The 11,345-nt window shown below is 66.4% G+C and carries 11 protein-coding genes and 1 pseudogene; 11 read left to right on the top strand and 1 reads right to left on the bottom strand.

Going from position 1 to position 11,345, the window contains the following annotated elements; translation table 11 throughout:
• On the bottom strand, window positions 1-113 hold a 113-nt coding region (locus NJ376_RS10200; protein WP_370288154.1), incomplete at its 3' end, for a helix-turn-helix domain-containing protein.
• A 187-nt stretch (window positions 114-300) separates the two neighbouring features.
• On the opposite strand from NJ376_RS10200, the gene NJ376_RS10195 reads away from it, so the two are divergent.
• From NJ376_RS10195 to NJ376_RS10145, 11 genes and pseudogenes are all read left to right on the top strand, one after another.
• A complete protein-coding gene (locus NJ376_RS10195) occupies window positions 301-522 on the top strand; it encodes a transposase (protein ID WP_252953139.1) in 222 nt (73 codons plus the stop codon).
• A 23-nt stretch (window positions 523-545) separates the two neighbouring features.
• Window positions 546-854, top strand: a pseudogene (locus NJ376_RS10190) (transposase); the annotation flags it as partial.
• A gap of 446 nt (window positions 855-1,300) precedes the next feature.
• Window positions 1,301-2,218, top strand: a complete 918-nt coding sequence (locus NJ376_RS10185) for an MBL fold metallo-hydrolase (RefSeq protein WP_252953138.1) — start codon at window positions 1,301-1,303, stop codon at window positions 2,216-2,218.
• A gap of 203 nt (window positions 2,219-2,421) precedes the next feature.
• Window positions 2,422-4,029 (top strand): winged helix-turn-helix domain-containing protein, encoded by a 1,608-nt coding sequence (locus tag NJ376_RS10180; protein ID WP_252953137.1) that lies wholly within the window; start codon window positions 2,422-2,424, stop codon window positions 4,027-4,029.
• 106 nt (window positions 4,030-4,135) lie between these two features.
• The gene (locus tag NJ376_RS10175; protein WP_456309195.1) at window positions 4,136-4,981 is read left to right on the top strand and encodes a response regulator transcription factor; all 846 of its coding nucleotides are present in this window, start codon (window positions 4,136-4,138) and stop codon (window positions 4,979-4,981) included.
• Window positions 4,982-5,067: 86 nt separating this feature from the next.
• Window positions 5,068-5,460 (top strand): response regulator transcription factor, encoded by a 393-nt coding sequence (locus NJ376_RS10170; RefSeq protein ID WP_252953135.1) that lies wholly within the window; start codon window positions 5,068-5,070, stop codon window positions 5,458-5,460.
• A gap of 39 nt (window positions 5,461-5,499) precedes the next feature.
• Window positions 5,500-7,548: a PAS domain-containing sensor histidine kinase gene (locus tag NJ376_RS10165; RefSeq protein WP_252953134.1), complete on the top strand. Its 2,049-nt coding sequence runs from the start codon at window positions 5,500-5,502 to the stop codon at window positions 7,546-7,548.
• Between the two features lie 358 nt (window positions 7,549-7,906).
• On the top strand, window positions 7,907-9,118 hold the full coding sequence (locus NJ376_RS10160) for an NAD(P)/FAD-dependent oxidoreductase (protein ID WP_252953133.1): 1,212 nt from the start codon (window positions 7,907-7,909) through the stop codon (window positions 9,116-9,118).
• A gap of 42 nt (window positions 9,119-9,160) precedes the next feature.
• Window positions 9,161-10,126 carry an alpha/beta fold hydrolase gene (locus NJ376_RS10155; RefSeq protein ID WP_252953132.1) on the top strand — a complete coding sequence of 322 codons (966 nt, stop codon included), beginning with the start codon at window positions 9,161-9,163 and terminating at the stop codon, window positions 10,124-10,126.
• A gap of 26 nt (window positions 10,127-10,152) precedes the next feature.
• Complete coding sequence (locus tag NJ376_RS10150) at window positions 10,153-10,767, top strand: SDR family oxidoreductase (RefSeq protein ID WP_252953131.1); 615 nt, start codon at window positions 10,153-10,155, stop codon at window positions 10,765-10,767.
• Window positions 10,697-11,140, top strand: coding sequence for a GNAT family N-acetyltransferase (locus NJ376_RS10145; protein WP_252953130.1), 444 nt, complete (start codon window positions 10,697-10,699; stop codon window positions 11,138-11,140). Before NJ376_RS10150 ends, NJ376_RS10145 begins: the two co-directional genes overlap by 71 nt.
• Window positions 11,141-11,345: the final 205 nt, after the last annotated feature.

Here is an 11,345-nt window from a genome sequence, read left to right as displayed (position 1 = left end):
ACCGCGCTCGAGGAGCTGACCCCGAACCGAGCCGCCGCAGCTCGGCACGACGTCCCCGCCGCGACCGCCGCCACCACCCGTTCCCGAAGATCAACCGACAGCGCCTTGGACATGCCTGCCGGCCTCCTCGCCGACAGGCAGCTTGAATCAGATCCAGCCCGCGTCGGGGAAGCCCCTCCGATTCACTCCGGTCGGAAACCGCTCTAGAGCGCTTTCACCGCTGCCGGATTCAGATTTGAGGTTCCGGCACGAGGTGCGGATGTGATTCATAGGCCTCCGGTGATGTGGCCGGAGGGTTCGATGGCGTGGCGGTCTGGGCTTGCCTACCCGCAGGACCTGCGGGAGCGAGTGCTGGCGGCGGTCGATGCGGGGCTGGCGGTGCGGAAGGTTGCGTCGCTGTTCAAGGTCAGCATCTCGTACACCTACAAGGCCTTGGAGCGGCGGGCGGCGACGGACGACGTCGCCCCGCAGCACGGTGCCGGCAGCCGTCCGCCAAAGCCGGCTGGCCATGAGGCGGCATGAAGTGGCGTTGCTGGCCCATCTTCGTTCGAAGCCTGACGCGACGCTGGCCGAAACCCGGCGACGTGGTGGTGATGGACAATCTCGCCGCCCACAAAGTCGCCGGCGTGCGTGAAGCGATCCGCGCGGCGCGCGCCCACGTCATGCTGCTGCCAGCCTACTCGCCCGACCTGAACCCGATCGAGCAGGCCTTTGCCAAGCTCAAAGCCGGGCTGCGCAAGGCAGCCGCCCGAACCCGCGAGGCGCTGTGGGACACCATCGGCCGACTGCTCGATACCTTCAGCCCCGTAGTGTGCCGAAACTACCTCGCCAACTCAGGCTATGCGTTCGAGTAAACCAAAAATGCTCTAGGGCAAGAGATTTCCCGATATCGACTTGGACCTCTTCCTGAGCGAGATCGAGTACCGTCCTCAGCTTGGCCGGAAGCTACCCGTCGGGCGTCCACTTCCAAGCTGCAGACGGCTGAGCTCTCATCCCGATTTCGGAAGGCCTGCGGCCGTACCTCTCGGCTTTTGTGCTGCTTGCGCTCGCTTCGACGCCATGCGCGGCGCCGTCATCATCCGGGAACTTAAGAACGCCTGAAATCGGCCCGCCGAGGACGGCTCGGCTAGTCCGTCGGACACCGTCGCCGCATTCGTTTGGGCTAATCGATGGTACCGTGACGAGCGAAGGGCCTAAACCAAGGCACCGTTCGTCATATCCTCAGAGCCAATCGACCGAGGAGGTGCGCGAACGTAGCGTTGCGGCTGCCGTGCCCGAGGCCCGGCAGAGGAGACAACGCATGAGCACTCGCAGCATCATAAATTCTACCACAGCGAGGGCCGACGAGTTGGTTCCGTCGCGCTACGCGCTGCGGATCGGCGAGATCGACGTGCTTGTGGTCAGCGACGGCGTGCTACCGTTGCCAACCGTGATGTTGGGGCACAACGCCAACCCGGCTCTTCGCTCAGCCTGGCTGCAGGACATGTTCCTGCCGCCGGACGCTTTCGACTGGTCGCTGAACGTGGTCATGGTCCGTAGCGGCGGAAAGATCATACTCATCGATGCCGGGCTGGGGTTTGATCCGGATCTGAACCTGCCGCGCGCCGGGCAGCTAGCTAAGCGGCTGGAGGCCGCCGGCATAGATCTCGCCTCGATAACCGATGTGGTGCTTACCCACATGCACATGGACCACGTTGGTGGATTGCTCGTCGACGGCGTGAGGGAACGGCTGAGCCCCGATTTGCGCATTCACGTGGCAGCTGCCGAGGTCAAGTTCTGGGAGGCGCCCGATTTCAGCCACGCCTCCATGCCGCCGGGCTTCCCGGACGCGCTTCGGTCGGCCGCCAAGCGGTTCGTGAAAGAGTATAATAGCCAGCTGCAGCTGTTCGATGAGCAGCATGAGGTGGCGCCAGGGGTGATCGTCCATCGCACCGGGGGCCACACGCCTGGGCACAGCGTGGTCCGCATGGCATCGGGCGGCGACCGGCTGACATTCGCCGGAGATGCCGTGTTCGCGGTCGGTTTTGACCACCCCGACTGGTACAATGGCTTCGAACACGATCCAGAAGAGGCGGCCCGCGTCCGCGTCCGTCTTTTGACGGAACTGGCGGCGACCGGCGAATTGCTGGTGGCAACTCACCTGCCGTTCCCATCCCTGGGCCGGGTGGCGGTTGATGGCGACGGGTTTCGCTGGGTACCGATCTTCTGGGACTACTGACAGCTTGTCAGGCCGGGCATAGGCTGTTGATCCGACATTGACGACCTGATCCGCTCATGTTCCGATAAGAGGCGTGAGCGGATTGGTACCGATCAAGCCGTGTTGCGGTGGACCGGGCTGGAGCGCTGCACTAGAAGGCCCGGCATGGGCGCGGGCAGCTGATTGCTCTGGAAGGGTGACGACCCGGCAGCGGAAGAGACGTCATGGAGGACCCGTCAAAGTTCTCTTTTGGCCCCTTCGTCTTCGATACTCTCAGCCGCCGCCTCGAGAAACAGGGAGAGCTTGTCTTGCTCAGCTCTCGCGCCGCGGAGCTTCTGCTCCTCCTGCTGAAGCGCGCCGGCGAGCTCGTCACCAAGGATGAATTACAGCAGGCTGGCTGGGGCGCACGGGTCGTCGCCGAGAACAACCTGACTGTTCACATGGCGGCGCTGCGCCGCGTGCTGCGCGACGGTGGCGAAGCCAACGAAGTGATTCGCACCGAGCATGGCCGGGGCTATCGCTTCGTCGGAGCCGTCACGCCCGCGCGGCCAGAGCCGGGCGCCTCATTAGCCCAACCAGCCGCCGGTCAAGATGCAGCGCCGGCGATGCACCGCATCTCCATCCTGATCTACCCCGTGCAATGCCCGCCTGACGACACGGCCTCTCGGTCTCTCGCGGCTGAGGTCGATCGCCATCTCTTTCTGCAGCTGGCGCGAATGCACGAGGCGCTCGCTTACGGTGTTCCGCCAGGTGACGCGGAAGGCAACGCGCAGGGGCAAGAACGCAGGGCGCGCTATGCCCTGCGGACATCGATCCACCTCGCGGAAGGCGTCGCCAGGCTGATTTCGAGGGTCGAGGACGTCTCCACCGGCGCGGCCATCTGGGCGGATCGCTTCGAGCATCGGCATATCGGGCTGAGTTCCTTCGAGAATGAGATCGCGGGCCGCCTCATCCATGCCGTGGTTACGGAACTCGTCGATCGTGAGGCCGCCGCAGGCCCTTCCGAGGGGGCGGCGATTACCCCCAGCGCGCGCTACAGCGCTCTGCGCGGTTGGAGCGCGTTGAACCGAGCCCTGGTTTTCCCTGAGGACCTGGCAGAGGCACGCCGATGGTTCGAACGCGCGCTGGCCACCGATCCAACGCTTGCGCCCGCCCTCGCCGGATCGGCCTATGCGATCGTCGCTGACAACATTCGCGTCACGACCACGCGTCGCGGATCGCTGACGAATGATGCCACCCGCGCCGATCTGCGGCGTGCCGACAAAATGGCAACGCGAGCAGTCGTGCGGGCCCCGAACTGGCCGAAGGCTTGGTTCAGCCGCGGCTACGTGAGGCTCATGCAGCGTCGGTTCGAGGAGGCACTGGCTGCCTTCGAGCGGGCCCTCGCACTCGACCCCTGCGACGCGGAAGCCCACGCCTACGCAGGACATGTCGCCTTCCTGACGGGGGACCTCGAATCGATGGTGGTGGCGACACGGCACGCGATCACGCTCAGTCCACAGCATCGCGGCGTCGGCCTCTGGCATCTCTGGGTCGGCCTCTACGATTTCTGGCAGGGCCGCGACGAACTGGCGATCCCGCATCTGTACCGGGCTGCGGACCTGTCGCCCAGCCTCGCCTATCCCGTGGCCTTCCTCGCCAGTGCACTGGCCCATGCCGGCCGTATCACAGAAGCGCGAACCTCCCTCGACGCCTGGTGCGAGGCGATGGGGAACTTCCGGCTCACCATTGAGCATCTGCGATTGCAGGTGTTTTCCGACCATCCCGGCTATCTCGCCGGGCATCAGCGGCTCTACCGCGGCCTGCGCCTGATTGGCGTCCCGGAGACCTGAGTCGCCGTGACTTAGCATCTTTTAGGAAGATCGGGAGCGACCTGCACAGGTTCCCGCCGTATGTTCCGGTGCGCAGCGGCCAGGTGCCGCTGGGTGTCGAGGAACGATGAGAGCAGTATCAAGTCCTTTCCCGAGGGACCCTTCGCCGGCATTCGGTGGGAGGGCGCTGGCCGCTTCTGTTGCCGCGGCCCGGGGACAGGTAGGCGGCGCGCCACTGTGGCAGAAGACAGGTGAAGCGGCGCGGTCGCTCCCCGGTCCCCGGAGAACCTCGCTGCCGGCCCGCAAGGGTTCGGTTCCCGGCGGAAGGGCGGACGCTGCGGCGGCGGAGAGCCCCCTCGTCATCATCGTGGACGATGATGCCGAGATGCGCCTGGCTCTCGAGGAGCTGATGCTTTCCGTCGATCTTGAGACGGTCAGCTTCTCTTGCACCCGCGACCTGCTTTCCGCTGATCTGCCGGACAGACCGGGTTGCCTAATCCTGGACGTCCGCATGCCGGGCCTTAGTGGCCTCGACCTCCAGCGGCACCTCGCGCTCAGCGGCAGGATGAAGCCCATCGTCTTCCTCACAGCCCATGGCGACATCCCGATGTCGGTGCAGGCGATGAAGGCAGGCGCCATTGATTTCCTGACAAAGCCGCATCGGGACCAAGCTCTGCTCGACGCCATCGCTATTGGGATCGAGGCGGACATCACCCATCGCGCCTCCGCCCGCGTCTCCGACCAGCATGCCGAGCGGTTGAAGACTCTGACCTCCCGCGAGCGGCAGGTCCTGCGCCAATTGGTGGAGGGCAAGCTCAACAAGCAGATCGCCCACGATCTCGGGATCAGCGACGTCACCGTGAAAGTCCATCGGGGTAACGTCATGCGGAAGATCAAGGCGAGGTCGGTCGCCGATCTCGTCCGCGCCTGGGAAGCGGTTCCCGCGCCCCTGCGAGAAGATGAAGCCGCCTAGGCCGCGGGATGACCCGAACCCGCCGCAGCCGCTGTCGGTGCCAGGCAGCGCGTTCCGGCAGGACGACCTGAGCAAGGACCTTGTGCTTGTCCCATTCACCGCTTGTCGCGGTCGTAGACGACGACGAGACAATCCGCGAGGCGCTCTCGGATCTCCTGCGGGCCCTCGGCCTCGAATGCCGGTCGTTCCATCAGGCCGAGGCATTTCTTGCGGCGTACTTCCCGGGCCGGTTCGACGGCCTCATCACCGACATCCGGATGCCGGGCATAGGCGGCTTGGAGCTCCTGCGCCGAATCAAGGTGCTGGCGCCCCCGATGCCGGTTATCGTGATCACGTCCTTCGCCGATCCCGCCATCCACCGCGCCGCCATGGATCACGGCGCGCTGGCGAGCATCACGAAGCCCCTCACGAGCGACGACCTCATCCTGCTGCTGAAGGCGCTCGGCCAGGATGGCGGCACCGGCCGGGAGGGCGGATGAGCGGGCTCTTGGGCGAAGGTCAGGGGAGGATGCCGTAGCATGGCGGAGAAGCGCCTGACGGCGATTGACCGGAGCATTCTCCCTGCTGCCGGCCAGGAACTGGCCGACCTTGTCTCGGACAGCGTGATCGTCTGCGACCTCCAGGGCGTCATCCGGTACTGGAATGCGGCCTCCGAGACCCTGTATGGCTGGCCGGCGATGGCGGCCGTAGGCCGCGGCATCGCCGAGTTCTCGCCGAGCAGTTCGCTGGAGGCCGAGCATTGGCGCCGGCTGCTTCGTGAAGGTCATTGGCATGGCCCCATCCGCCGGCGCACCTCGAAGGGATCGCAGGTCACCGCACTCGTGCGCAGGGTGGTGCGGCACGACCATGCCGCGCAGCCGGTCGAGATCGTCGAGTATGGGCGGAGCGGTGCCATTGGCATCGCGGGAGCGGATGTGGGCACGCTCGCTCACCTGCATGCCAGCGGGGCGGCCTGCTGGGAGCTCGACACCTCCGGCGCCAGCGCCGCCGTCGCTGCCCTCGCAATCTCCGGACACCGCTCGGCCGCCTTCGACGACCTGCTGGCGACGACGCGCATCGTGGACGTCAACCAGCGGGCCGTCCGGCTCTTCGGCGGCAATGCCAGCCGCGAGCACATGATAGGCCAGCCCCTGGCGAGCTTCTGGCCGAGGGAAAGCGGTTGCGACTTGGCCCGGATCCTGCTCGAGCTCGCGGCCAGGAGGCCGCCGGAGATCGTAGAGAAGCGCCTGCCGGAGGCCACCGGCCTCCTGCGCGACGCTGCCCTGACGGCGTGGCGACCCGTCGGCCGCGGCCGGACAGACACCGTGTTCCTCATGATCCACGGGGCCACCGGGGACGACCGGACGGCCTGGGAGCTGCAAGCCAGCGAGGAGCGCTACCGTAAGCTCATCCACAACATGCCGACGGCTCTGTGGCAGATCGACGCCCGCGCGACCGGGGAAATCTTCGACCGCCTCAAGGGTGAGGGGCTGACGGACATCGAGGCCTTCCTCGACCAGCATCCGGAGCTGATCGAGCTGGGCAAGGACATCATCCGCATCACCGACGTCAACCACAAGGCCGTTAGCCTTTTCCAGAGTCGCAACGCGGCGGAACTCCTTGGGCCCGTCCGGTACCTCTTCGCCGCCACGCCCGAGGCCGCGAAACGCGTCATGGTTGCGCATTTCGAAGGGAGGCGGAACTATACCGAGCAGGCGAGGATCCTCACCTTCGGCGGTGAGCTCCGCGACGTCCTGATCTGCGTCACTTTCCCGATGCCGCCGGAGCAGCTTGACACCACTTTCCTCACTATCGAGGACATCACGGAACGGCTCCGCATTGAGGCCCAGCTGCGGCAGCACCAGGCCGATCACGCTCAGGCCGCGCGGATTTCTACGCTCGCGGAGCTGGCGACTTCCATTGCGCATGAAGTGAAGCAGCCGCTCTCGGCCATTGTAACAAATGCCGAGACGAGTCTGCGATGGCTGTCCCGGGAGCCGGTCAACACCGAAAAGCTCCGTCAGCTCACAGGCCGCATCATCTCCAGCGCGCGCCGCGCGAGCGACATCATCCAGCACGTCCGGTCGATGGCGCAGAGCGGCGAGTGGGAGCGCGTCGCGCTCGACCTTCGCGATGTCGTCGAGGAGGCGCTGCTCTTCGTGCATCACGACATCGAGTCCAAGCACATCGAGCTGACCATCGCGGCCGATCCCGCGCGGCCGAAGATCCTCGGCAACCGGGTCCAGTTGCAGCAGGTCATCGTCAATCTCGTAGTGAACGGCATACAGGCCCTCTGCGATGCCCGCTCTGCCGAGCGACGGATCCAGATCTGCCTCGACGCCGATGTCGGGAATGCGTTGCGCTTCTTCATCCGCGACAGCGGGCCCGGCATCGCTCTGCAGGATCTCGAACGCGTCTTCGAGAGCTTCTTCACGACGAAGATCGAAGGCATGGGGATCGGATTGGCGGTCTGCCATTCGATCATCAGCGCTCATGGCGGCCGTATCGAGGCCTCGAACCATCCGGGGGGCGGCGCCTGCTTCCGGTTCTGGTTGCCAGGGGCGCCTTCCTGCCGCCCGCCCGCCTGAAGCTATCGAATCACCGACCGGCGCAGGAAGGTCCTAGGCTTCCGCCTTTCATCAGCGCCCGTGGCGGCCCGGCACTGCCGGCGTTCCCGCGCGCGATGCACCCCCCCTTCGGAGGAGCGTGGAAGCGCACCATTCCTTTGCGCACAGCATGTTGTGCGGGCTGTCGCGGGTCCTTCGCTCGTACCGTCGATCGGCGATGCCGCTTCGTCCCGAAGCCAAGGCCGCTCACCGATTGGCGGGGCCAACCTACCTGCACGGACAATATCGGCCGCATGACGAAGCCGGCAACTCTCTGTCTCAGGTGACACGCCCACCGGCGCCTCGCCAGGCGCCAGGGCAACGGACGGAGGCATCAGTGATGCAGAAGCGGATTATCATCATCGGCGCGGGCTTCGCGGGAATGTACGCCGCGCTGTCTGCCGCCCGCCTGCGCGAGGCGCAGGGCGTTGCGCCCGAGAAGCTGCAGATCGCGCTGGTGGCGCCGGAGCCGACCCTCACGATCCGGCCGCGCCTCTATGAGGCCAAGCCCGAAACCCTCGGTGCGCCGCTGGGAGAAGTCCTCGCCGCCGTGGACGTCGTCTACGTCCAGGGCCGCGCCGAGAAGATCGATACTCGGGCGCGCTCCGTCAAGATCGCTCCCGCCGCCGGCCGTCCCCATGTCTTGGGCTATGACCGGCTTGTGCTGGCCAGCGGCAGCGAGCTGTTCCGTCCGGAGATCCCAGGCCTGTCCGAATTCGCCTTCAGCGTCGACACGCTCGCCGACGCCATCGCGCTCGACCGGCACCTGCAGGGGCTGGCGGTCCGGCCGACCTCGGAGGCCCGGAACACGGTCGTCGTCGCCGGGGGCGGCTTCACGGGCATCGAGGTCGCGACCGAGATGCCCGCGCGGCTGCGCACCATCCTCGGCGAGGAGGCTAGGCCGCGAGTCGTGATTGTCGAGCGCAACGCGGCTATCGCCCGCGATATGGGCGAGGCTCCGCGCCCTGTCATCGAGAAGGCGTTGCGCGACCTTGGCATTGAGACCCAGATGGGCGTCGGGGTTTCCGGAGTCGACCGAGGCGGCGTCATGCTCTCCGACGGCCGCCGCATCGAGAGCAGCACCGTGATCTGGGCCGCCGGCATGCGCGCCGCGCCGCTGGCGGCGCAGATCCCCGCGGAGCATGACAATTCAGGGCGTCTGATCGTCGACCGCGAGCTGCGCGTTCCCGGCGTGCCCGGCGTCTTCGCTACCGGCGACGCTGCGAAGGCGGCAAGCGACGACCTCGGGAATTTCGCGCTGATGTCGTGCCAGCACGCCACGCGGATGGGCGCCTTCGCCGGCAACAACGCGGCGGCGGAGTTGCTGGGCGTGCGGCCCGTGGCATACCGCCAGGAGGCCTACGTCACCTGCCTCGATTTGGGCGCTGCCGGCGCGGTCTTCACGCGTGGTTGGGACCGGAAAGTCGAGCTCGTCGGCGATGCCGCGAAGAAGCTGAAGCACGAGATCAACACCGTGTGGATCTACCCGCCGCGTGCCGATCGCGCCGCGGCACTCGCCGCGGCCGAGCCCGTGCGCGTCACCGACCTCTGAGCGGTACTCCCGCGCTCCCCACTCCAGCAAGGAAACCCGGAGATGACCGCCCTCCGCATTCCCGCCATGCCGGCGCTGCGCCGCGTGCTCCTGTTCACCGGCATCGGCGCCGCGGCAAAGGCTGCCTCGCCGGCCGCTTCGGCCCAGCCGCCCTCCACACCCCCCCACCGCCACGGCGTGACCCGGACAATGGGTTTCGTCACGCGGGGCGGTGCCGAGATTTTCTATAAGGACTGGGGCGCCGGCCCCGTTGTCACCTTCTCCCATGGCTGGCCGCTCAATGCAGATGCCTGGGACGCACAGATGCTTTTCCTGGTGCGGAACGGCTATCGCTGCGTTGCCGTCGACCGGCGCGGCCACGGCCGTTCCAGCCAGGTCTCCACCCACAACGATATGGATGGCTATGCGGATGATCTCGCAGCAGTCATCGAGGCGCTCGACCTGCGGGACGCCACGCTGGTCGGCCATTCCACGGGCGGCGGCGAGGTCGCGCGCTATATCGGGCGGCACGGCACGCGGCGGGTGAAGAAGGTAATGCTGGTTGCGGCCGTGCCGCCGGTCATGCTGCGCTCCCCCGCCAATGCGGAAGGCCTTCCGATGGAGGTTTTCGACGCCATCCGCGTCGGCGTAGCCGGCGATCGCTCGCAATACTACCGGGATCTGGCGGTTGCCTTCTACGGGGCTAATCGGCCAGGCGCTGCGGTCTCGCAGGGGACTCTTGACCAGTTCTGGCTCTGGAGCATGCAAGCCGGCGCGCTGAACGCCTACGAATGCGTGAAGGCTTTTTCCGAGACGGACTTCACTGATGACCTCCGGAAGTTCGATGTTCCCACGCTTGTTCTGCACGGCGAGGACGATCAGATCGTGCCGGTCCGAGATTCGGCCCGCAAATCGGCGCGGCTCATCCGCGGCGCTTCCGAAATCTACTACCCAGGCGCGCCGCACGGCCTGACGGCCACGCATTGCGACCGTTTCAACGCCGACCTGCTGGCGTTCCTGCGGGCCTGATCCCGTGCAGCCAAGGAGCAGCGGCCATGGAAATGCAGGGCAAGGTAGCGATCATCACGGGTGGAGGGGCCGGCATCGGCCTCGCCACCGCGCGGATGCTCGCCAAGGCAGGAGCCAGGGTGCTCATCACCGGCCGTCGCGCGGCGGCGCTGGAGGCGGCGGCAGCTGGCGATCCGAAGATTGCAACTCTGGCCGTGGACGCCGGCGATCCCGCCGGCGTGGCCCGCGTGGTCGAGGTAGCGCTCGGCTTCTGGGGACGTATCGATGTCCTCGTGAATAATGCCGGCGCGGGCAGCCCGAGAGGCTTGGCCGAAACCTCGCTCGCGCATCTGCAGGGCATCTACGCCGTGAACGTGTTCGGGCCTGCGCTGCTGGCCGCCGCAGCCCTTCCACATTTGGAGGTGAGCAAAGGCTGTATCGTTAACGTCTCCAGCACGCTGGCTCAAAAGCCGTTTGCTGGCTTCGCGGACTATGCCGCAAGTAAGGCCGCGCTGGAACAGATGACGCGCTGCTGGGCGCGGATCGGGGAAGACGAAGATGGTCGAGATCAGGCCGATGATACGCGAGGACGTGCCCGAGCTGCGGCGCCTCATGGAGGGGATTGTCACCTACGAGCGAGGCAGCGACTTCCGGCTGACTGACAAAGAGCTGCTGCGGCGTGGGTTCGGCAAGCATCCCGAATTCGGCGCCTTCGTAGCTGACCGCGGCGGCGGCAGGCTGGTCGGCATGGCTGTGCATTACGAGATCCCCTTTATGCATACGTTGGAGCCGCTGCTCATGATGAAGTGGCTGTTTGTGGATACGGAGCATCGCGGCGGCGGCGTCGGGCGTCGGCTGATGCGGCGGATGGCGTGCCACGCGTTGGAGACGGGCCATGGGAAATTCTGCTGGTTCGTCCTAAAGGACAATGCGCCGGCACGGGCGTTCTACCGGAGCGTGGGCGCCACGCCGGACCCGGACTGGGATCGCTGGATGCTGGGGCCCGACGCAATTGCCGCAATGGCCCAGGGATAGCTTTCCTCTGATTCGGTAAGAGGGGCGCGGGCTCGCTCAGAGAATTTCTTTAACTGGTTCCCACCGCTGCTCCAGTCGGTCTCCTCACAACTTGTTCTCCTGACCGGACTGTCACGCCGCGGCGCAGGCTCTCTGTGGCTTTCAGCGTGAACCTTGAGGGTGCGAGGGTGGAGCAAGATCCGCTTTCGTCCCCGAACGGCCGAGA

This window comes from Siccirubricoccus soli, from assembly GCF_024178315.1.
Taxonomy (GTDB): domain Bacteria; phylum Pseudomonadota; class Alphaproteobacteria; order Acetobacterales; family Acetobacteraceae; genus Siccirubricoccus; species Siccirubricoccus soli.
The sequence above is the reverse complement of the archived record's forward strand: the minus strand, read 5'-3'. Positions and strand labels throughout refer to the sequence as shown.